Annotated in this window: 17 protein-coding genes and 1 pseudogene; 7 read left to right on the top strand and 11 right to left on the bottom strand. The window is 68.2% G+C overall.

Features of this window, described 5'->3' with window-relative positions; translation table 11 throughout:
* Positions 1–63 precede the first annotated feature (63 nt).
* Together E1H18_RS13765 and E1H18_RS13760 are read left to right on the top strand one after the other, a co-directional pair.
* A pseudogene (locus E1H18_RS13765) lies at positions 64–3,869 on the top strand (LamG-like jellyroll fold domain-containing protein).
* Positions 3,866–4,375: a heme-binding protein gene (locus E1H18_RS13760; protein ID WP_172269270.1), complete on the top strand. Its 510-nt coding sequence runs from the start codon at positions 3,866–3,868 to the stop codon at positions 4,373–4,375. The pseudogene E1H18_RS13765 and the gene E1H18_RS13760 overlap by 4 nt, the downstream one beginning before the upstream one ends.
* A 147-nt stretch (positions 4,376–4,522) precedes the next feature.
* Here the strand turns inward: E1H18_RS13760 and E1H18_RS13755 are convergent, their stop codons facing one another.
* Positions 4,523–5,095: a type 1 glutamine amidotransferase family protein gene (locus tag E1H18_RS13755; RefSeq protein ID WP_172269267.1), complete on the bottom strand. Its 573-nt coding sequence runs from the start codon at positions 5,093–5,095 to the stop codon at positions 4,523–4,525.
* Positions 5,096–5,150: 55 nt separating this feature from the next.
* On the opposite strand from E1H18_RS13755, the gene msrB reads away from it, so the two are divergent.
* Both msrB and E1H18_RS13745 read left to right on the top strand, forming a co-directional pair.
* A complete protein-coding gene (gene msrB, locus E1H18_RS13750; protein ID WP_172269264.1) occupies positions 5,151–5,630 on the top strand; it encodes a peptide-methionine (R)-S-oxide reductase MsrB in 480 nt (159 codons plus the stop codon).
* Between the two features lie 130 nt (positions 5,631–5,760).
* Positions 5,761–6,369 (top strand): alpha/beta hydrolase, encoded by a 609-nt coding sequence (locus tag E1H18_RS13745; protein ID WP_172269261.1) that lies wholly within the window; start codon positions 5,761–5,763, stop codon positions 6,367–6,369.
* Here the strand turns inward: E1H18_RS13745 and E1H18_RS13740 are convergent.
* The 9 genes from E1H18_RS13740 to E1H18_RS13700 are packed head-to-tail and all read right to left on the bottom strand — an operon-like array spanning position 6,366 to position 15,721.
* The gene (locus E1H18_RS13740) at positions 6,366–7,115 is read right to left on the bottom strand and encodes an IclR family transcriptional regulator (protein ID WP_172269258.1); all 750 of its coding nucleotides are present in this window, start codon (positions 7,113–7,115) and stop codon (positions 6,366–6,368) included. The two genes, E1H18_RS13745 and E1H18_RS13740, sit on opposite strands and share 4 nt — an antisense overlap.
* 24 nt (positions 7,116–7,139) lie before the next feature.
* The gene (gene nanR, locus E1H18_RS13735) at positions 7,140–8,048 is read right to left on the bottom strand and encodes a transcriptional regulator NanR (RefSeq protein ID WP_206679065.1); all 909 of its coding nucleotides are present in this window, start codon (positions 8,046–8,048) and stop codon (positions 7,140–7,142) included.
* The gene (locus E1H18_RS13730; RefSeq protein WP_241736001.1) at positions 8,045–9,646 is read right to left on the bottom strand and encodes a DUF5060 domain-containing protein; all 1,602 of its coding nucleotides are present in this window, start codon (positions 9,644–9,646) and stop codon (positions 8,045–8,047) included. The genes nanR and E1H18_RS13730 overlap by 4 nt, the downstream gene beginning before the upstream one ends.
* Positions 9,647–9,649: 3 nt before the next feature.
* A complete protein-coding gene (locus E1H18_RS13725; RefSeq protein WP_172269255.1) occupies positions 9,650–10,630 on the bottom strand; it encodes a sugar phosphate isomerase/epimerase in 981 nt (326 codons plus the stop codon).
* A gap of 24 nt (positions 10,631–10,654) precedes the next feature.
* Complete coding sequence (locus E1H18_RS13720; protein WP_172269252.1) at positions 10,655–11,605, bottom strand: D-ribose ABC transporter substrate-binding protein; 951 nt, start codon at positions 11,603–11,605, stop codon at positions 10,655–10,657.
* An 18-nt stretch (positions 11,606–11,623) separates the two neighbouring features.
* On the bottom strand, positions 11,624–12,448 hold the full coding sequence (locus E1H18_RS13715; protein ID WP_172269249.1) for a DeoR/GlpR family DNA-binding transcription regulator: 825 nt from the start codon (positions 12,446–12,448) through the stop codon (positions 11,624–11,626).
* Positions 12,449–12,486: 38 nt separating this feature from the next.
* Positions 12,487–13,530, bottom strand: a complete 1,044-nt coding sequence (locus E1H18_RS13710; protein ID WP_172269246.1) for an ABC transporter permease — start codon at positions 13,528–13,530, stop codon at positions 12,487–12,489.
* Positions 13,527–15,050: a sugar ABC transporter ATP-binding protein gene (locus E1H18_RS13705; RefSeq protein WP_172269243.1), complete on the bottom strand. Its 1,524-nt coding sequence runs from the start codon at positions 15,048–15,050 to the stop codon at positions 13,527–13,529. Before E1H18_RS13705 ends, E1H18_RS13710 begins: the two co-directional genes overlap by 4 nt.
* Complete coding sequence (locus E1H18_RS13700) at positions 15,047–15,721, bottom strand: DUF2291 domain-containing protein (RefSeq protein ID WP_172269240.1); 675 nt, start codon at positions 15,719–15,721, stop codon at positions 15,047–15,049. The genes E1H18_RS13705 and E1H18_RS13700 overlap by 4 nt, the downstream gene beginning before the upstream one ends.
* Before the next feature lie 396 nt (positions 15,722–16,117).
* Here E1H18_RS13700 and E1H18_RS13695 point away from each other — a divergent pair, with 396 nt between their 5' ends.
* From E1H18_RS13695 to E1H18_RS13685, 3 genes are read left to right on the top strand one after another with little or no spacing between them, the layout of a single operon-like run.
* Positions 16,118–16,960, top strand: coding sequence for a transketolase (locus E1H18_RS13695; protein WP_172269237.1), 843 nt, complete (start codon positions 16,118–16,120; stop codon positions 16,958–16,960).
* The gene (locus E1H18_RS13690) at positions 16,957–17,913 is read left to right on the top strand and encodes a transketolase C-terminal domain-containing protein (protein ID WP_172269233.1); all 957 of its coding nucleotides are present in this window, start codon (positions 16,957–16,959) and stop codon (positions 17,911–17,913) included. Before E1H18_RS13695 ends, E1H18_RS13690 begins: the two co-directional genes overlap by 4 nt.
* Complete coding sequence (locus E1H18_RS13685; RefSeq protein ID WP_172269230.1) at positions 17,913–19,361, top strand: glycerol kinase; 1,449 nt, start codon at positions 17,913–17,915, stop codon at positions 19,359–19,361. The genes E1H18_RS13690 and E1H18_RS13685 overlap by 1 nt, the downstream gene beginning before the upstream one ends.
* Before the next feature lie 100 nt (positions 19,362–19,461).
* Here the strand turns inward: E1H18_RS13685 and E1H18_RS13680 are convergent, their stop codons facing one another.
* Positions 19,462–21,831: a TIM-barrel domain-containing protein gene (locus E1H18_RS13680; RefSeq protein WP_172269227.1), complete on the bottom strand. Its 2,370-nt coding sequence runs from the start codon at positions 21,829–21,831 to the stop codon at positions 19,462–19,464.
* Between the last annotated feature and the right edge of the window lie 101 nt (positions 21,832–21,932).

Raw genomic sequence — 21,932 nt, 5'->3', positions numbered from 1 at the left:
AGCGCCCAAGCTGACACCGGTTACCCGCCAGTATTCGAGCGTTTTGGGAGCCGTGATGTAGTCATTCGGGAGGACACGTTTCCATGAAGGCGATTTTCCTGGGCTCGGCCTGCGCGCTGATCCTCGCCAATGCGGCCGCCGCGGCGCAAAGCCCGTCCTTGGGCGCTGAACCGGCCCTGCTATTCAAGGTTTCGGGCGACAAGGGCTTGGTGGCCGATGTCGCCGCGGGCGACCCGGTCCCCAACTTCGCCGACAAGGTCACGCCGATCGACGGCAAGTCCGGCCAGGGCTTCCATGCCGAGGACGACGGCATCGTCTCGTGGAACGCCCCCGGCAACATCCAGGCCCAGCGTGGCACGCTCTCCTTCTTCTGGCGCTCGGGCTATCCGGTCGGGGTCGCCCCGTTCGTGATCTTCCGCGTCGGCTATGCCGACCACACCAGCTGGGACATGGCGTTCCTACGCCTCGACTGGAACGGTCACGGCTTCGACGCCTTCGTCACCGACAACGGCCTGGCGCGCACTCGCGTGTCGTTCAAGGTCGACAAGAACCCGGCCGCCGACGCCTGGACCCACCTGGCCTTCACCTGGGACGAGACCACCGGCGTCCAGCTGTTCGTCGACGGCAAGCTGGCGGCCAAGACCGAGACCAAGGCCACCTATGACGCGGGCCTGGACCAGTTCGGCGTCGCCGGCCGCGTGATCGCCCCGCACCAGGTGCAGAGCCGCTACAACTTCACCCGTGGCGGCGACCTGGACGAGCTGCGCGTCTACGACCGCCCGCTGGCCGCCGACGCCATCGCCGCCCTGGCCCGCAACGAGGCTCCGGCCGCCGCCGCGCCGGTTCCGACGCTGGCCGATCCGGCCATCCGTACAGCCTGGAAGCAGCGCTACGGCTGGAACAAGAGCGCACCGCCCTACCTGGCCGACGCCAAGACCACGATCCGCAAGGTCGAGTTCGCCGACGCCAAGGACATCAAGCAGTGGATGTGGCGGGCCAACGACGGCATCTCCGAGACCACCTGGCCCGGCGTCTACAACCGCTCGCGCCTACCCGGCCGCGACGACTATTTCCAGCTGCCCGACTGGAACGTCTATGTCGACGGCGGCAAGGCCCTGACGCTGGCCCTGCCCGACGAGCCGATCAACCGCATCGAGATCCAGGGCCCCGCCTACGGCGACATGACCTGGGCGCCGAAGACCGGCGAGAAGGGCTCCAGCGTCGCCAAGCGCGCTAAGGACCAGCAGCGCACGGTCGACAGCTTCGCCAAGCCCCTGAGCGGCGGCGTGCTGACCTTTACCAACGTGGCGCAGGAAACCCCGATCCAGGAGATCTGGGCCTATAACGTCACCGCCGGCGAAGAGCCCAAGGACGCGTTCAAGATGACCTACACGGTCCGTCCCGACGTGGCGCCGGACTATCTAAACCTGGCCGACCTCAACGCCTATATCGCCGGCCGTCATCCGGCGGGCGAGCGCGCCACAGTGGTGGCCGTGCCCGACGCTGCGCCGACCCGCACGCGCCCTGCTTCGGACCTGGCCGCGCCGGGCCTGCCGATCGTCCACGTGCTGATCCCGTCGGGCTTCGGCGACGCGCCGGCCGGCAAGCCCCTGGCCCGCAACTGGGCCTATGGCTGGGAGAACGCCCGCGACGGCCTGGACGGCGTGGCCATCGACATCCCCGCCCTGCCCGGCGCCGCTGGCGCGACGATCCCGCTCAACATCCAGATCAAGGATCCGATCTGGCCGGGCCGCAACATGATCGACGTCAGCGTCTCGGTGAAGGCCGGCGAGGCCCGCACCGTGTGGCTGGACCTGCGCGACCGCATCCTGGCCACCGAGAGCCTGTACCTGACCATCGCCGCCGACAGCGCCGACTTCGGTCCCAAGGCGCTGGACGGCGCCAAGATCCGCCTGGTGTTAAAGGACCGCGACCTGGCCAAGGCCGAGCATGTCGCCGACCGCCTGAACCAGGTGAAGGATAACTGGGCCTTCCTGGTCGAGGAGCACACCACCTCCAAGCGCCAGGGCCTGTACCGTCGCCTCTACGCCGACATCTCCGACCTGCTGAAGGTCGATCCGGAAAACCAGATCGGCCGCGAGTACTGGGGCGATATCACCTTCGGCAGCCAGGGCTGGCCGCCGTTCGAGCAGCCCAAGCCGACCGACGGCACGCCGCTGTGGGCCTTCCGCCAGACCCAGGATCTCAAGCAGGTCAGCCAGTACATGAACTGGTGGATCGACGAGCGTCAGGCCGACTTCGGCGACTTCGGCGGCGGCCTGTCGGATGACAGCGACCTCTTGCAACAGTGGCCGGGCGTCGCCCTGATGGGCGTCCAGCCGGACAAGATCACCCACTCGCTGAACCGCCTGACCGACGCGGTCTACGCCAACGGCATGTTCACCGACGGCCTGTCGACCATCGTCACCGACGAGCTGCACGCCTACGAGGAAGGCATCAACTCCAACTCGTCGGCTCTGTACGTCAACTACGGCGACCCGCTGGCGGTCGAGCGCCTGTTCACGACGGTGAAGGCCCTGCCCCGGGTCATCGACAAGAACCCGGCCGGCCACGTCCACTTCAACACCAACTGGTACAGCGGCAAGATCTCGTACCGCGAAGGCCCGTGGGAGTGGCAGAAGCCATACTCGTTCGGCGTCGTGCACCCGTCGATCCTGATCGGCGACTACAACGGCGACCAGACGGCCAAGGACACCGTCATCGGCCTGGCCGACGGCTACATGGCCCACACGAAGCCGGACGGCTCGCTGCCCAACGAGATCAACTGGCGCACCGACGCCGAGCGCGGCGGCACCGTGCTGCAGGGCTCGGGCGCGGACGGTCCGTTCCAGATCTTCTGGTCGGCCTACCGCCTGACCGGCGACAAGAAGTACCTGGCGCCGATCAACTGGCGGATCGCCAAGAACGGCGTCCGGGCGCTGCAGAGCATCAACGAAAACGCCCTGACCGAACTGGGTCTGGCGGCCGCCAATAAGGACACCATCGTCAAGGCCGCAGCCAAGGGTGGCGCATTCGACCGCTACTCGGCCTGGAACCTGACCGGCGACAAGAAGCACCTTGAGGCGCTCTACGCCGACGAGATCCAGTTCAACGCCCAGCACATGTACATGCACACCGAAGGCCACTGGTGGTCCGACCGCGTGGAGCTGCCGACCGACATCCTGCAGCGCACGCGCCTGGGCGGCCTGGCCAACAAGCGCAGCCAGATGACCCCGGGACACACCGTCTCGTGGCGCTTCGACGGCGCCGATGGCACGGACATCGCCGTGCTGGTCAAGGACGCCACCAAGACCAGCTTCAAGGTCATCGCCTACAACACCACCGACAAGCCGGTGACGGCGACCATGACCGGCTGGAACGTGGCCCCCGGCCAATGGACCCTGTCGGAAGGCCTCGACGCCAATGGCGACGACGTCATCGACGGCGCGGCCCAAACCCGCACCGTCGCCTTCGAGCGCAGCCTGGGCACGACGATCACCCTGGCGCCGCGCCAGACGACGATCGTCGACATGAAGCTGGCGACGCCGGGCGATGATCCGGCCAAGCGTGCGGATCTCGGCATCGGCCGCGGCGACGTGGTCGTGAAGGGTTCGGCGATCACCGCCACGGTCCACAGCCTGGGCGCCCAGGACGCCGCGGCGGCCAAGCTGGAACTGGTCGACGCATCGGGCAAGGTGCTGGACAGCGCCGCCATCCCGGCTCTGAAGGCTCCATCGGACCTGCTGCCCAAGACCGCCAAGCTGAAGCTGAAGATCCCGGGCGGCGTGAAGGCGTCCGGTCTGCGCGTGCGTATCGTCTCCACCCAGCCCCAGAACACCGCCCTGAACGACGAGGTTGTGCTGCCATGAAGAAGACCCTCGCCCTGATCGCCGCCAGCCTCGGCCTGGCCGGCGGCGTCGCCGACGCCCAGACGGCTCCGGCCAAACCGGCCCCGGCGGCCGCGCCGGCCCCCAGCCCGTCCTATGGCCGGCTGATCACCCTGGCCGAAGCCAAGACGGTGGCGGCCGCGGCCGAGGCCGAGGCGGCCAAGAACGGCTGGACCATGACCATCGTCATCACCGAGCCGAACGGCGCCGTGGTGCTGATCCACAAGATGGACGGCACCCAGTACGCCTCGACCGACATCGCGCGCGGCAAGGCCGAGACCGCGTCGGGCTTCCGCCGTCCCACGGCCGCGTTCCAGGACGCGGTCAAGGCCGGCACCCTGAACGCCATCTTTGCCGGCGCCCTGGCCATCGATGGCGGCGAACTGCTGCTGGTCGACGGCAAGATCGTCGGCGCGATCGGCGTCTCCGGCGGCACGCCGGCCCAGGACGGCGTTGTGGCGCGCCTGGCGGCGGGGGCGCTGAAGTAGTTTTCACTCCGTTTCCCCGGCGAAGGCCGGGGCCCAGATGCAAGAACGCCCGCGACCCGGACAGGATCGCGGGCGTTTCTGCGTGCGCCTCTCAGCCTTACGATCTGGGTCCCGGCTTTCGCCGGGAAGATCGGGTTTTGGGGAGCGTTAGGCGAACTCCGCCGCGAACATCTTCTCGTAGCCGGCGATCATCTCCTCGGCCTCCGGCGCGACCAGACGCGCCACCGCCGCGGCGAAGGTCACCGGGGCCAGGCCTGAGGCGCTGACCAGCTTGCCGTCGGTCACCGCCTTGGGCGTGTCGACATAGTGTTCCGCCCCCGCATAGCCGGGGACCACGCCCTCCAGCCATTCCTGGCCATTCGAGGTGTGCTTGCGGCCTTCGAACAGGCCTGCGCGCGCCAGGGCCGTCGTGCCGGCGCAGATGCCGGCCACCGGTTTGCCGTCGGCGAAGGCCTGGCGGATCAAGGCGCTGACGGCCGGGTTCTCGCCTTCGCTCCAGGCGTCGCTGCCGATCAGGATGTAGAGGTCGGCGTCGCTCAGCACAGGATCGTCGAAGCGATAGTCCGCGGCGGCCAGAACCCCGCCGATCGAGGTCTCCGGGTCACCGGTCGGGGTGGCGATCTCGATCTGCACCTTCAGGTGCTCGCGCAGCAGGGCCAGCACAGCGCCGGCCTCCCAGTCGGCCCAACCCGGTTGCAGCAGCGCGACGGCGACGGACATGGGAAATCTCCTGGGGTGCTACCGATCCAACGCCTGAGCGCCTACATTGCCTGTCATGACAGACGCAGCCATCCTTTCAACCGCCGGCTTCGATCTCACGCCGCCGACGGATCCCGAACGCGAACGCCTGGAGGCCGACCTGACGGCCGAGGAGGCGCGCGTCCTCCTGCACCACGGCACCGAGGCCCCGTTCTGCGGCGGCCTGCTGGGTGAGAAGAACCCGGGCGTCTACGCCTGCCGCCTGTGCGGCCTGCCGCTGTTCAAGCACGAGACCAAGTTCGAGAGCGGCACGGGCTGGCCCAGCTTCTACGCGCCGTTCGCCGAGGACCACGTGGTCGGCGTACGCGACACCGCCTACGGCATGGTCCGCATCGAGACCCGCTGCGCCCGCTGCGACAGCCACCAGGGCCACGTCTTCCCGGACGGTCCGGCTCCGACGCGACTGCGCTACTGCATCAACTCGGTGTCGCTACAGTTCGTGAAGGCCGGCGATCCCCTGCCCGACCCACTGCACCGCGGCGACAAGATCGGCTGACCTAAACGCCAAGATAAAAACGGGCGTCTCGCCTCAGGTTTTCTCAATTTCTATCTAGTTGATATGAATTGCAGCGAGACGTCCGAGTGCGGCATCTGGGGGTGTCGGCTCCAAGCCCAGAGTACGCAGCATGACCCCCGCTTCTTCGACCTTCGAACCGGTTCGTCGCCGTCGCGACGACCGTGAAAGCCCGCCGATCCTGATCGTGCCGGGCCTGTACAATTCCGGCCCAGACCACTGGCAGACCCACTGGGAGCGCGCGCTTCCGGGGGCCATCCGGGTTGACCAGCAGGACTGGGAACGCCCCCTGTTGGGCGACTGGACCATCAGTCTGGCCGAAGCCGTGCGTCAGCACCCCGGCGCGATCTTGGTCGCTCACAGCCTGGGCTGCGCGCTAGTCGCGCACTTCGCCCAGGTGACGGGCGGACGCGGCGTGGGCGGCGCGATGCTGGTCGCGCCGGCCGATGTCAATCGCGAGGGTCCCGCCGGCCGCCTGCTGGTCGGCTTCTCCCCGATCCCGCGCCAGCGCCTGCCCTTCCCGACCCTGGTCGTGGCCAGCCGCAACGACCCTTATGTCGAGATCGAGCGCGCCGAGGCCTTCGCCCGCGGCTGGGGTTCTGAGTTCGTCGACCTGGGTCGCGCCGGCCACATCAATGTCGAGTCTGGCCACGGCGCCTGGGTGAAGGGGCGCGGCCTGCTGAAGGGTCTGGTCGATCGCGTCGAAGCCGAGCGGCTCTAGCGCGGGCCTTCGTAACCAAGCGCCAGGCTGATCTCGGCCGCCGCCTCACGTACGCGTTCGGCCAGAACGGCCATGCGGGCGTCGTCCATATATTCGGGCAGGCTGGACAGGCTGAGCGCGGCGACGATGCCGCCGCTGACCTCGCGGATCGGAGCGGCCAGGCAGCGGATGCGGTCGCCGCCGTCGTCGTAGTGTTCGACATGGCCGCGATCGCTGTTCAGGGCGTAGTCCTCGCGCGGAAACAGAGCGCGCCACATGTCACCGTCGTCCAGCAGAAGCGCCCGCCCCAAAGCCGTCTCCGCCACCTGGTTGCGGTCGCCGACCTGGTGGCGGACCACCACGCGCCGGCGGCTGGGCGCCTGGGCGAGATAGATGATCTCGTCGCCGTCACGGACACCCAGATTGACCGCGTCGTCGGTCTCGGCCGACAGCTGGGCCAGGACCGGCCGCGCCACGTCGACCAGCTCCAGCCGCTCGCCGCTCTTGAAGCCCAGATAGATCAGGCCTGCGCCCAGGCGATAGATCTTGCCGTCGCCCGTCACCAGTCGACGATGGATCAGCAGGTTGGCCAGGCGGTGGGTCGTGCTGCGGGTCAGGCCCGTCCGGGCCTGCAGCGCCTGCAGGTCCGCAGGGCCCTCGCGCAGGGCGTCGAGGATGTCGATGGCCCGGGCCAGGGTCTGGCTGGTGCTCTCGGGGCCCGCGTCCTCGGGACGCCTGGCGGCCGCTGTGGATGATCGACTGGCCATCGCCGTCTCAACGCTACTCAAGGACTACGAAGCGACGGCGATCCTTTCGACCGCGTCGGCCTGGTCGAGATAACGGCAAAGCGCCGCTTCGGCCGCGTCGGGGTCGCGCATGCGCAGCCCTTCGACGATCTGTGCGTGCGCCTCCAGCACCGCCTCGCCGCGGGCGGCGAAGGCCTCCGAGTCGATCTGGTCGTTGCGCAGCCAGCCCAACATCGCCTCGGCCACGGCATCCAGAATGGCGTTGCGCGAGATCGAGGCGATCTTGTTGTGGAAGCGCAGGTCGGCGGCCACGAAGCTCTCGGCGTCGTTCAAGGCAGCGCGCTGCTCGACGATCAGGGCGTCCAGTTCTGTGATCTCGGCGTCGCTGGCCTTGGCGGCGGCTTCGCGCACCATGCCGCGCTCGAAGAAGCGGCGAGCTTCCTTCAGGTTCTGCAGCATGCCCGGCGAGGCCGACAGCATCAGTTGGGCGACCAGGTCGATCTGGCCCACGGCAGCCTTGGCCGTGAGAGGACGCACCTTGGCGCGCTCGCCATGCTTGATGGTGATCAGGCCGGCGTTCGCAAGCGCCTGCATGGCCTCGCGGATCGCAGGACGACCGACGCCATAGCTGGCCATCAGCTCGCGCTCAGACGGCAGGGTTTGCCCCGGGCCGTACTCGCCCGAGGTGATCATCGCCTTGAGGCGGTCGAGGACATGGTCCGAAAGCTTGCGACGGACGATCGGGGCTTCGGCCAGCCCTTCGGATGCTTTGCGAAGCGCCATGTCCGGAAACTGGAGCAAGCAGGGCTCGAAGTCCAGATACTGGATTTCAACCCAGCCGCGTCCGGCCAGGCGTTTGCGCCAGCGAAGCGTGGCTGGAGCGTTCCTGGCGACGGTCTGGCGGCGCTGCACGCCACGGGTCAGACGCCATCCCTTGTTCAGTCGTGCGCTCATGCCGCGCTCTCCGTGTTCAGGCGGACCAGGCGCACGGCCATCCAGGGACGGCCCGGCAAGGAAACCACCGGCTGCTGCGGATCGTGGAAGAAATACGCGTCGCGCTTGGCCATCACATACGGACGCGGCGCCGACGTCACCGTCATGGCCCAGGTGTCCAGCACGTCGAGGCGGAAGCGCTCACCGCCCTCGAGTTCGTCCTTGGGCAAGGCCACGGCCCACTCGCCGGGCGCGGAGTCACCGAAATAGCGCAGGTAATAGGTCCCGGGCTGGCCACCCAGATGCTGGTCCCAGGTGCGGTCGATGGGATCGAGGCCGGGCGTCGGCCCCTGCTCCATCACCGTCTTCAGGAAGGCCAGGCGCGGGGCGCTTTGGCCCCACAGCTTGCCGCCGCGGGCGGTCCAGGTGCCGGGCGCGTTCGTCTTGCGGGTATCGTAGACCTCGCCGTGGCCGACATAGGTCCCGGCGACCAGGCAGTGCCAGAAGCGCTGGACGAGATCTTCGGGCCTCAGGTCGCCCCAGCGCTTCTCCAGGTCGCCCTCGTAGCGGACCTCGTCGAAGACCACCGGCTTCTTCCAGACGCTGCGGTAGATCTCGGCGCGGGCGTCATCCAGGGCGGCCGAGCCGTTCTGGATGCTGGAATGGGTGATCCACGGGCGGCTGTTGTCGAAGTTGTCGCGCCAGTTGTGGATCGAGCGCAGGCGGTCGTAAGGGTCCTGGACCTGGATCAGCCGTCCCATGCGATCGAAGTCGGCCTCGGTCTTGGCCTTGACCAGGTCCCACTCGTTGGCCAGCGACCACCAGACGTTCGAGAACGCCGCCATCCGCGCCACCAGGTAGCGGACATAGCGGTCGTCCCGCGCCGGGGTCATGGCGTGGAAGCCGGTCTTCTCGTCGTAGGGGTGGAACAGGATCAGGTCGGCCTGGATCCCCAGCGCGCCCAGCCGGCGCACCCGATCCTCGAACCTACGGAAATAGGCGGGATTGAAGCGGTCAAAATCCCAGGCGCCGTCGGCCGTCTGGGCAAACGCGTGGATGGGCTCGCCGGCCACGTTCGGGAAGACGCACATCCGCATCTTGTTGAACGGCGAGGCGGCCAGGGTTTCCAGCGTCTGGTCGCACAGGGCGTCGCTCTGCTGGGCCCAGGCATAGGCGGTCGTGCCGATCTGCCGGAACGGCGTCCCATCGGCATGGGCGAAGTGGTAGCCGCCTGCGACCTTGACCGGACCGTGGTCGCCGGGACGCGGCGCGGTCGCCATCACCGTTCCGGCCTTGCCGTTCAGCGCCGGGGCGTTGCTGCGCGTGCGCCAGCGCCAGGTCCCCTCGGTCGGCGGACTGAAGCGGACACGATAGACGCCCGCCCCGTCATAGAAGCCGGCGATGTTCAGGGTCTGCTGGCCGTCGGTGAAGGCCGCCGACAGCGACACGTCGACGAACGGATTGCCGATCGCCGGACCGTCCAGGACGATCTCGTGCACGCCCCAGCGCGGGACGCTCGCGCCAGCCGCCAGCGACGGCGACGCCATCATGGCCAGACCCAGGCCCGTCGCCGCGCGGCGGGTCAGGTCCAGGCCAGGCTGATGGGGCCGCCGCGCCATGGGTCAGTACGACGAGAACAGGGCCGCGCGCGCCAGGCGCTGGGCCTCCAGGGCGTCCTGCCGGTCCTGCGCGGCCTGCATGGCCTCGAAGTCCAGCTTGTCCAATGCCCGGTCGATGACCTTCAGGAAGTCGATCGCCAACTTGGCGGCGTCGACGCTGTTTTCGCGAAACGGGAACTGGTCCAGCTGCCAGACGCCGTCCCAGTTGTTCTTGCGCAGGACGTAGAAGAACTCGAACAGCTCGATCGGGTGGACCGAGCCGGCGACCATGTCGTCGTCCCAGCTGCGCAGGTTGTCGTTGACGTCCATGCCGAACAGGCGGCCGTGATCGATGGCCAGCTGGGCCGCGTCGGCCGGCGACTCGCCGCCGTACAGCGAGTGGCCGAAGTCCAGCAGGATGCCGATGTTGGGCAGGCCGATCTTCTCGATGCCCAGCAGGGTGCGAGCCACCGAGTCGAAGCTCATGTGATTGCGCGGCTCGCGCGGCTTGTACTCGATGACGAACTTCAGATCGGGGTTCTGGCTGGCCAGCTCGCCGACGCCGTCCATCGACATCTGCCAGATCTTTCCGTGGTCGACCTGGAACGGATAGTCCCAGCCGTCTTGGCCTGGCCACAGCTTGACGTAGTCGGCGCCGAAGCGGCGCACGACCTTGGCCGCGTCGTTGCACATCTCGTTGGCCAGGCGGCGAATGCCCGGATCGGGATTGGTGAAGGCGCCCTTCGAGAACTGGCGGGTATAGATCTCGGGCGTGATGCCGATGACGCCCAGATTGTTGCGCTTCAGCGCGACCTCGACCTCGTCGAGGCTGAGGTTCGGATCGACGAACGGATAGTTGAGGTCGACCACCGACAGGTCGCCGACCTGGCCGGCCTTGTCGATCGCCTCGATCAGGCTGACCGCCGGGCCGTAGCCATCCGTGGCGTAGCGGTCGACATAGGTGGCGAAGTGCCAGATGCCGGCTCCGAACCGCAGTTTGCTCATGGAAGGTACTCCAGACTGGCCGGGCTAGCGGCGAACGAGGTTGAAATTGTCGAGGTCGCCGGCGTTGGCGGCCGTGATCAAGAAGCAGTCCATCAGCTGCTTCTCCGGCTGGCCGGTCGCGCCGGTCTTCAGGTAGCGATCGGCCAGCTCGACGGCGTACTGCGCCTGGCGCCATGCCGGTTGCAGGACGGTGGCCTTCAGTTTGCCGGCCCGGATCGCGTCGCGGGCGTCGTTTGAGCCGTCGAAGCCGACCACGACCACGTCGCTACGGCCCACGCTCTCCAGGGCCGCCACCGCGCCCATGGCCATGGTGTCGTTGCCGGCGATGACGCCCTTGATCTCAGGGTGGGCCTGCAGCACTGACTGCACCTTGGCGAAGGCTTCCGACTGGCTCCAGTTGGCGGTCTGGCGGGCGACCATCTTCAGCGCGGGATACTGGTCGATGACCTCGTGATAGCCGCGCGAGCGGATGACGGCGTTGGTGTCGCTCTCCTTGCCGACGAGTTCGAGGTAAGCCCCCTTCTCGCCCATGGCCTGGACGAAAGCCTCGGCGCCCAAGGACGCGCCCTGGAAGTTGTTGGAGACCAGTTGGGCGGTCGCCAGGCCGCGGACATTGATCTCGCGGTCGATCAGGAACACCGGCACGCCCGCCGCCTTGGCCTTGCCGATCGCGGCGGCGCTGGCGTCGGCCCCGGCGTTGTCGAGGATGATCGCCGCGGCGTTGCGGGCGATGGCCGTGTCGATCAGCTGGCTCTGCTTGAAGGCGTCGTCGTCGTGCGAGAACTTCAGGGTCTGGTAGCCCAGTTCCTTGGCCCGCGTTTCAGCCCCCGCCGCCTCCTGGCCGAAGAACGGATTGTCCATCGACGGGGTGATGATGACGATCAGGTTCGACTTGTCCTTCGGCGCCAGCAGGACGACCGCCAGCACGGCCGCCAGGGCGACGAGGACAGCGATGATCAGGACGCGGCGCTTCATGGGTCGGTACGAACTCAGCTAGGCGATCAGGACTTCGATCCCCCGCGCCTCGAAGGCGTGGCGGTCTTCGTCGCGGATGGCTTGGTCGGTGATCAGGGTGTGGACGATCTCGACCGCGCCCAGCGATGAGAACGAGGTGCGGCCGATCTTGGTGGAGTCGGCCACGAGCACGACGCGCGACGAGGCCGCGATCATCGCCCGCTTCACATAGAGGTCGGCCAGCGACGGATAGGTCAGGCCGGCCTCGAACGAGATCGCCGCCGTCGCCAGGAAGCACTTCTCGGCGTACAGGCCCTCGAAGAAGGCGGCCGAGCGCTCGCCGCTCAGCGACAGGGTCGGCGCCTTGAACTGGCCGCCCGGCATGTGCACCGCGCAGGACGGCAGCGCGCCCAGCGTCAGGGCGATGTTCAGGGCGTTGGTGACGACGTTGAGGTTCTGCTTTTCCAGCAGGTTCAGCGCCACCTCGGTGGTGGTCGAGCCGCTATCCAGGATGATCGACTCGCCGTCCCCGACCAGCGAGGCGGCTAGGCGGCCGATGCGCCGCTTAGCGTCCATGTTGCCCTGGTGCTGCAGGGCCATGTCGCGCACCTGCTGGGGCACAGAGCGCAGATAGGCGCCGCCGTGCTCGCGCACGATGTGGCCGTCAGTCTCCAGTCGCTCCAGGTCCTGGCGGATGGTGGCTTCAGACACCGAGAAGGCTTCGGAGAGCTCGCGCACCCGGGCGCTACCCTCTTCCTGCAGCCATTCCAGGATCTGCATGCGGCGCGGCTCGGCCAGCAGGCCGGCGCCGGCGGCGATGGCCCGCGCGCGGGCGGTGCCCGCCCCTGCTGAGGGTTTGGCCATGGTCTTGCTCCTTCGCGACAGGGCGCCCTCGACCATGGTCAAGCCTTCCCCGCCGCGGCGAGGCGCCCCTGGAGCTGGTCGAGCACGACCGCCGCGATGATCACAAGCCCTTTGACGACCATCTGCCAGAACTCGCTGACGCCCATCATCACTAGGCCATCGCCCAGCACGCCGATCACGCAGGCGCCGATCAGCGCGCCGCCGACCGTACCGCGACCGCCCGACAGCGAGGCCCCGCCCAGCACCACGGCGGCGATGGCCGACAGCTCGAAGGTCTCGCCGCTGGCCGGGTGCGCGGCCACCAGCTCGGAGGAGACGACCAGACCGACCAGCGCCGCGCAGACGCCGGAGATGACGTAGACGGCGATCTTCACCCGATCGACGCGGACGCCAGACAGCAAGGCCGCGCGCTCGTTGCCGCCGACGGCATAGACCCGGCGGCCGAACGGGGTGTCGCGAGCGACGAAGGCGGCGACCAGGGCGATGACGCCCATGACCAGCACGGTCACCGGCAGCCCCAGCACCGTCCCGGCGCCCAGCCACGGGAAGCCCGTATTACCGAGGTCCTCGCGGCCAGTCAGGTTCGGGAAGGTCGCGCCGTTCGACAGCAGCATGGCGGCGCCGCGCGCGACGTACAGCATGCCCAGGGTGGCGATGAACGGCGCGACCTTGAACCGCGAGACCAGCACGCCGTTGGCGAAGCCGGCCAGGCCGCCCAGCAGCAGCACGATGGCGATCACCATCGGGATGCTGGGATAGACCACCACGCCCAGTGGCGCGATCGTCAGGCCGTTCAGGATCAGCGCGCCGGCGACCATGCCGCCCAGACCGGCGATCGAGCCGACCGACAGGTCGATGCCACCGGTCAGGATCACGAAGCTCATGCCGATCGCCAGGATCGCCGTGATCGCCACGTGCTTGAACATGATCAGGAAATTGGCCGTCGACAGGAAGTTGGGGGCCATGACCGAGAAGAAGGCCAGGACGACGCCCAGCGCGATCAAGGCGCGCAGCTTCAGGACAAGCGCGAGCCAGCCGCCGTTCGCGGCGATCGGGGCGGCGGTGGACGTAGTCGCCGTCACTGGGCGGGCTCCATGTTACGCGGGGCTTCTATCGGGTTACAGGCGGCGACCAGGGCCGCTTCGGTGGCGGCCTCCAGCGGCAGATCGGCAGTCAGGCGGCCGGCGGCCATGACCAGCACGCGGTCGGCCACGGCCTGGGCTTCCAGAAGGTCGGAGGTGGCGAAGACCACGGCCATGCCCTGGTCGGCCAGGGCCCGCATGGTGTCGAACACCTCGCCGCGCGCCCCGATGTCGACGCCGCGGCTGGGCTCGTCCAGCAGCATGACCAGCGGACCGGTCATCAGGCCGCGCCCGATCACCACCTTCTGCTGGTTGCCGCCCGACAGCGCGCCGATGGCGATCTGCGGCGAGGCGGCCTTGACGCCCAGGCGGGCCATCATCTCGCCGATCGCCGAACGCTCGCGCCCACCGTCGATGACCCCGGCCTTGGCGAAGGCGATCAGGCGCGACAGACCCAGATTGCCGCCGACCGACAGGTTGTGGAACAGGCCGTCGCGCTGGCGGTCCTCGGGCACGAAGCGGATTCGCCGGCGGCAGCGCTCGGCCAACGGTAGGTGCGAGATCTCCTCGCCGTTCAGCTTCACTGAGCCCTTCGCGGGCCGGGCGCCGTAGATGCTTTCCAGGAATTCGGTGCGGCCCGAACCCAGCAGGCCGTAAAGCGCGGTGATCTCACCGGCCCGGAAGCTGGCCGAGACATTGTCCAGCAGCAGGCCGCCACCGGCGCGTGGGAGGGACAGGGCCTCGACCGACAGCACGATCTCGCCAGCCTGGCGGGCGGCGGTGCGGGGCCGGTCACGAGCCTTGTCGCCCAGCATCTGGGCGATGATCCAGGCCACCGAAACTTCCGACGCCGGCTTGGAATCGATCAGCCGGCCGTCGCGCAGCACGGTGACGTAGTCGCCGATGCGCATCAGCTCTTCCAGCCGGTGCGAGATGTAGATCACCCCCACCCCGGCCTGCTTCAGTTCGCCGATGACCCGGAACAGCACCTCGACCTCAGCGGTGCTGAGGGCCGAGGTCGGTTCGTCCAGGATCAGCACGCGGGCGTCATCGACCAGGGCCTTGGCGATCTCGACGATCTGCTGCTCGCCGATGCGCAGGGTTCCGACCTGGGCGTCCGGATCGATGTCGTGGGCCAGGCGCGCCAGGATCTCTCGGGCGCGCTTGCGTTCGGCGGCCTTGTCGCTGACGCCGGGCGCCGAGGTCAGGTCGCGGCCCAGGAAGATGTTCTCCGTGACCGTCAGGTTCGGGCACAGGTTCAGTTCCTGGAAAACGATGCCGACGCCCGCCGCCGCCGCCTCGCGGATCGAGGCGAAACGCACCGGCTGGCCATCCAGCAGCAGGCGGCCGGAGCTCGGCTGCTCCACCCCGGCCAGGATTTTCATCAGAGTCGACTTGCCCGCCCCGTTCTCGCCGATCAGCACATTGACCGCGCCGGCCCGTACGTCGAAGTCGACGCCGTCCAAGGCGACCACGCCGCCATAGGTCTTGCCGACCTGCTCGGCGCGCAGAAGGCTCACGAGGTCACGCGCCGCAGTTGGATCGGCGTGACGACGACCGGCTCGCCGGCCTTGGCCGTCTGGAAGACGCCGGTGAAGGCCACGCGGTCGCCGGGCTTCAGGCCCTCGGCCACCGGACGTGCGTCGCGTACGGCGCGGCGCGTCAGAGCGCCGCCGACCTCGGCATAGGCGATCTGGTTGGAGAAGTCGTTGAAGGCCACGAACGGCAGGCTGTCGCGCAGGGCCGAGCCCGACACGACCGGTCCGACCAGCACCGTCACCTCACGGGCGCGGCCGTCGGCGCCGGGCACGGCCAGCACGACGTTACCGGCGCGAGCGGCCGTATCGGTGCGCACGACAGCCCCCTCGCCGCTCGTCACGAAGGTCCAGGGCGAGCCGTCGCCCGCCTTGCGGCCGCCGGCGGCGTCGATATTCTGGTCGATCCTGGCGGAAAGCTCAGGGAACGGCGCGGCGGCCTTGGTCCAGTGCGGCTGGGCCTGGGCGTCCCACACGGTCTCGACATAGCGGCCGGCGTCGAAAGCGCCCGACAGGCGCTCACGCGCGGCGCGGTCGGCGGCGATCGGCACGACCTTGCAGGCGGAAAGGGAAAGAGCGGCCACAGCCAGCAGCAACGACGAGGCGAGTCGCCGGCGCGTTTTCGAGTCGCGACCTGTCGCCTTGTCCGTCTGCACGGCTCGAGCCTCCCGTATGACGCCGTTGGTGGCGCTTTCTTTCGATTGATTTCGAATTTCACATGAACGGTGTCATGCGCGAAATTCCGTGTCAATCCATCCGAAAAGGGAGCGCTAACAAATTTAGAAGACGGACCTTTATGAGCATCAAGTCTAGCAAATTCATGAGCTTACAACCCATCCCAGGCAGTCGTTCAGGCAATTTTCGATCGCGATAAAACGAAAATATTCGAAAGCGATCGTTATAAAACGCCATTGCCTCTCGCGATGACGCCCCCTAGTTTGCGGATCGAGGGAGGCCTGGGAACCAGGCGAAGGCGCATGACCGGAACACCGGCTAGCCGACGCCTAAGCGACCGCGCCCCCATGCTCCCGCACGTCCTGGGAAGGTCGAACATGAACCGAGACAACCGCGCAGAAGCGGACGATCTGGAAGCGCGCGCCGCTCATGTGGCCGAGCGCGCCAATTGGATTCGCCGCAGCGCCCTGAAGATGATCGTCGAGGCCCAGCAGGGTCACCCCGGCGGCGACCTGTCGTCCGCCGACATCCTGTCGGCCCTCTATTTCGACGTGCTGAACTACGACTCCCAGCAGCCGAATGCGCCCGACCGCGACCGCTTCATCATGAGCAAGGGCCACTGCACCGGGGCGTTCTACTCGGTGCTGGCCGGCGCCGGCTTCTTCCCCGAGGAAGAGCTGTCGACCTACCTGAAACCCCTGTCGCGCCTGAACGGCCACCCCAGCCGCACCTATCTGCCGGGCGTCGAGACCAATACCGGCCCGCTGGGTCACGGCCTGCCCGTCGCGGTGGGCGTGGCGATCGCCGGCCAGATCGACAAGGCCGACTTCCGCGTCTTCGTGCTGACCGGCGACGGCGAACTGCAGGAAGGCAGCTGCTGGGAAGCGGCGATGACCGCCGGCCACCGCAAGCTGTCGAACCTGACCGTGATCGTCGACCGCAACCGCCTGCAGCAGGGCGCGCCGACCGAGGACACGGTTGCGCTGGAGCCCCTGGCCAACAAGTGGAACGCCTTCGGCTTCGACGTCGTCGAGATCGACGGCCACGATCCGCAAGCCCTGATCCAGGCGCTGAGCCATCAAGGCCCCCGCCCGCTGTGCGTGATCGCCTCGACCGTCAAGGGCAAGGGCGTGTCCTACATGGAAAACCAGGCCGGCTGGCACCATGGCTGCCCCAGCCCAGCCCAATACGAGCAAGCCCTGAAGGAGCTGGCCGCGTGAGCGACGCCAAGACCACCGCCGGCCTCTTCGACTGCCGCGAAGCCTATGTCGCAACGCTGGAAGCCCTGGCCCACGAAGACGAGCGCATCGTCGCCGTCGTCAATGACAGCGTCGGCTCCAGCAAGCTGGGCAAGTTCCGCAGCGCCTTCCCGGACCGCATGATCAATGTTGGCATCGCCGAGCAGGCCATGGTCGGCGTCGGCGCGGGCCTGGCCAATGGCGGCAAGATCCCGTTCGTCAGCGGCGCCTCATGCTTCCTCACCGGCCGCGCCCTGGAGCAGATCAAGGCCGACGTCGCCTATTCCCAGGCCAATGTGAAGCTGTGCGGCATCTCCAGCGGCATCGCCTATGGCGAGCTTGGCCCCACGCACCACTCGATCGAGGACCTGGCCTGGCTGCGGCCGATGGCCAACCTGACCGTGATCGTGCCGTCCGACCCGTGGGAAACCAGCGAGGCGATCAAGGCCGCCGCCGCCTTCAATGGCCCGGTGTTCATCCGCATCAGCCGCATGCCGGTGCCGGCCCTGGAGCGCGCCAACCCGACCTTCACCATCGGCAAGGCCGAGACCCTGCGCGAGGGCGACGACGTCGCCATCATCGCCAATGGGATCATGGTCCATCGCGCCCTGGACGCCGCCCAGGCCCTGGCGGCCGAGGGGATCTCGGCTAGGGTGGTCAACATGTCCAGCCTGACCCCACTCGACGAACAGGCCATCCTGGACGCGGCCGCGACCGGCGCCGTGGTCACGGTCGAGGAACACTCGGTTAAGGGCGGCCTGGGCGGAGCCGTGGCCGAGGTGATCGCCACACAGGCCCCCTGCCCCATGCGGATCCTGGGCTTCCCGGGCTTCCTTCCGACCGGTTCGGTGGAGTTCCTTCTGGAGCGCTACGGCCTGACCACCGACGGCATCGCCGACGCCGCCCGCGGCCTGCTGGCCAAGCGCGCCGCCTAATGGCCATCTTGGCCATCGACCAGGGCACGACCAACACCAAGGCGGTGCTGGTCGGTCCCGAAGGCGAGATCCTGGCGACGGCTTCGCGCCCGACCAAGGTCGTCTATCCGCGTCCCGGCTGGGCCGAGCAATCGGCCGAGGAGATCTGGGCCAGCGTCGCCGAGGTCATTGCGGAGATCGTCGCCAAAGGCCTGACGATCGACGCGGTCGGGATCTCCAACCAGCGCGAGTCGGCCCTGCTTTGGGAGACTGCCAATGGTCGCCCCGTCGGTCCGGTCGTGTCCTGGCAATGCGGCCGCTCGGCCTCTCGCTGCGAGGCGCTGAAAGACGAGGGCTATGAGCCCGACGTCCTGGCCCGCACCGGTCTGACGCTCAATCCGATGTTCTCGGCCGGCAAGCTGGCCTGGCTACTGGATGAAGTCCCCGATGGTCCCGTCCGCGCCGCGCGGGGCGAGCTGAAGGCCGGCACGGTCGACAGCTGGCTGCTCTGGAACCTGACCGGCGGCGCGCGCCACGCCACCGACCACAGCAACGCCTCGCGCACCCAGCTGATGAACCTCTCGACCCTGGACTGGGACCCGGAGATGGCGCGGCTGTTTGGCGTACCGATCGAGGCCCTGCCGCAGATCCTGCCCTCCGACGCCCTGTTCGGCGAGACGGCCGGCGGCGCGACCGCCCTGCCCGCCGGGGTCCCGATCCACGCGGCGATGGGCGACTCGCATGCGGCGCTCTACGGCCATGGGCTGGACGGTCCCGGCGGCATCAAGGCCACCTGCGGCACCGGCTCGTCGCTGATGAGCGTGACCAAGGAACGCGTGTGGTCGGCGCATGGCCTGTCCAGCACCATCGCCTGGAGCCGGTCGTCCGGCGCCCTGCACGCGCTGGAAGGCAATATCTCGGTCTCGGGCCATACGGCGGCGTTCGTGACAAAGTTGCTGGGCCTGAAGGACGAGCGCGCCCTGACGGACCTGGCCCTGACCGTCCCCGACAGCGGCGGCGTTGCCCTGGTGCCCGCTCTGGCCGGCCTGGGCGCCCCACACTGGCGCGACGAGGCCCGGGGCCTGGTCAGCGGCATGAACCTGGGCACCACGCCCGCCCACCTGGCCCGCGCGGCGCTGGAGGCTGTGGCGCTGCAGATCCACGACGTGTTCATGGCCATGCAGGCGGATTTGCACCTGGATCTGCTGGCTCTGCATGTCGACGGCGGCGCCTCGCGGAATGACATGCTGATGCAACTGCTGGCCGACCTTATCGACCGCCCGGTCCTGCGCGCCGATGCAGCCGAGCTGAGCGCCCTGGGCGCGGCAAGGCTGGCTGCCGAGGGCATGGGGGCGGTTGCGCCGCCAGTGCGGCCGGCCGAGCGGATCTTTACGCCGAGCATGACCGTGAGCGCGCGGAGCGAGATCGTCGAACGCTGGCGCGACGCCCTGCGCAGGGCGATGCTCTGAGGAGCCGTCCTCGCCCTTCGACGAGCTCAGGGTGAGGACTACTTCAGCCTAGCATTAGAAACCTCACCCTGAGCTTGTCGAAGGGCGAGGTTTCGGTGGCTCAGAAGCCGACCTCGACCGCGCCACCGTCATACCGCACCGTCTTCACCCGCTCGCGGCCGCCGTCGATCAGCACCACCTTGAACGTCCGGTCCTTGACCAGACCCGGGAAGCTCCCCACCCGCGCGCCAATGCTCAAGCGCCGCGTCCCGTCGCTCCAGGCCAGCGGCGTCACCGCCCGCTCGCCGCGCTCGTAGGCGTAGCTGTCGCCGGCGTCGTCATAGAGCTCGAACGCTCCATCGGCGCCGGCATAGACGCGCAGCTCCAGCGATCCCTGCGGATCCTGGTCAGCGTACTCGACGGCTGCGCCCAGCGGTAGGATCGCGCCAGCCTTGGCGAACAGCGGGATGGTCTTCAGCGGGGCGGCAGAGTCGATCCATTGGCCGCCGGCCAACTTCTTGCCGGTCCAGAAGTCGTACCAGGGCGCGGTTCCCGGCAGGAACACCTGGCGCGAGGTCTGGCCGGCGTTGGTGACCGGTGCGACCATCAGGGCCCGGCCGAACGAGAACTGGTCGCCGATGTTCCAGGTCCGCTCGTCGGTCCGCCAATCCATGACCAGCGGCCGCATGATGGTGTCGGCCTTGTCGGTCACCCGCCAGGCCAGGCCGTAGATATAGGGCATCAGCCGATAGCGAAGACGGTCATAGTCCAGCAGGATCGGAGTCTTGTCGCCATAGGCGAAGATGTCGTTGCGGTTGTTCTCGCGCTTGCCGTGGGTGCGGAACAGCGGGTTGAAGACCCCGAACTGGTACCAGCGGACATACAGCTCCTGGAACGCCGGGTCCTCGCTGGACGGCCCGCGCGGCGGGTTGTCCAGGACGCCCTGGTAGTAGCCGCCGATGTCGGTGGTCCAGTACGGCATACCCGACAGCGCGAAGTTCAGCCCGCCCTGCATCTGGCGCTGGAACACCGGGAAGCCGTTGAGGATATCGCCCGACCACGAGGCCGCGCCATAGCGCTGGACGCCGGCGAACGACGAGCGTGACAGGATGAACACCCGCTTGTCGTCACGCTGCTTGCGCCAACGGTCCGAGACATTGGCCACGTGCGATAGCGGGAAGACGTTGCCGTAGAGCTCCCCCGGCCCGATCGCCAGCTTGCGGCCGTTCAGGGTGCGGTCGGTCTCGGCCATGGTCGGCAGGTGCAGCTCGGGCTCCGAACCATCCAGCCAGAACGCGTCCCAGCCCTGGTCCAGCAGCTTGGAGCCGAAGTGGCTCCAGTAGAGGTCGGCGGCATCCTTGTTGGTCGGGTCGTAGAGCGCCGTACCCGGCACCAGCCAGCCGCGCTCGGTCATCATGGCGTGGATCTGTGAGCTCTTGGACAGCAGCGGCCACATGCTGATCATCGTGTGGACCTTGCGCTCGTTCAGCGTCTTCAGCAGGCCCGGCACATCGGGATAGCCATCGGGGCGGAACTCTGGATCCCCCATGCGGCTCCACCACCGCCAGTCCTGGACGATGACGTCCAGCGGGGCCTTGCCGTCGCGATAGCGCTTGGTGACGTCCAGCAGCTCCTGGCCGCTGCCGTAGCGGTCCATCGACTGGAACAGACCATAGGCCCAGCGCGGGAACAGCGGCGCAGCGCCGGTCATGTCGCGATAGCGCGCCACCACGTCATCGAACTCGGGACCGTAGATGAACAGGTAGTCCAGCGCCTGGCCGACATCGGCCTCCAGCGTCATCTCGGTCGGGAAACGGGTGTCCAGGGTCGAGGCCGAGGCGGTGTTCCACAATAGGCCGTAGCCTTCCGTGGACATCATCAGCGGATGAGCGATGTCGGCATTGGCCTGAGCCAGGCGCACGGTGGCGCCGTGATAGTTGAACTGGCCGCTCTGGTGCTGGCCCAGACCGTAGATCCCCTGGCGCAGCACGGGATGGAAGCGCGCGGTGACCTTGTAGGCCGGCGAACCGTCCGACAGCTTCAGCGGCTCGAAGATCCGCGGCCGCTCGCCGGTCTCCTGCAGCAGGATGCGGTCGTCGGGCGCGAGGAAGGTCAGGGTCCCGTCCTTCAGCGAGATCGAGACCCGCAGATTTCCAGTCGTCAGCACCTTGGCGGTAGCGGCCGAGACGCCCTCCCCCGAGGCGGTGTTGACGCCCGTGCCGGCGCCGGTCGCGTCGGTCAGGCTGACGGCCTGGGCTTCGCAGGGCTTGGAGAACCAGGGCTGGCTTGGGGAGGCGCCGCTGGCCTTGCCATCGGGGCTGGCCAGGACCCGCACCACGCCGTCGGCGCAGACCGACAGCTTCAGCACGTCGGCGCCGTTGCGGACCACCACGACGTTGCGGTCCTGGGTGACTTCGACCGCCGCCTGGGCCGCGACGGGCGCAGCCAGGGACAACAGAACCGCCAGCCGGTGCGCCGCCAGATAGGCCATGGGTCACTTCCCTCAAACGTAGAAATAAAGGCGGCGCCGGTTCGGAGGAAACCGGCGCCGCAAGTCACGGATCATGCACAGGAGGTGACAATCACCGAAGG

It is taken from the genome of Caulobacter sp. RHG1 (assembly GCF_013181195.1).
Taxonomy (GTDB): domain Bacteria; phylum Pseudomonadota; class Alphaproteobacteria; order Caulobacterales; family Caulobacteraceae; genus Caulobacter.
Note: the sequence above shows the minus strand (reverse complement) of the source record. Positions and strands in the feature narration are given on the sequence as shown.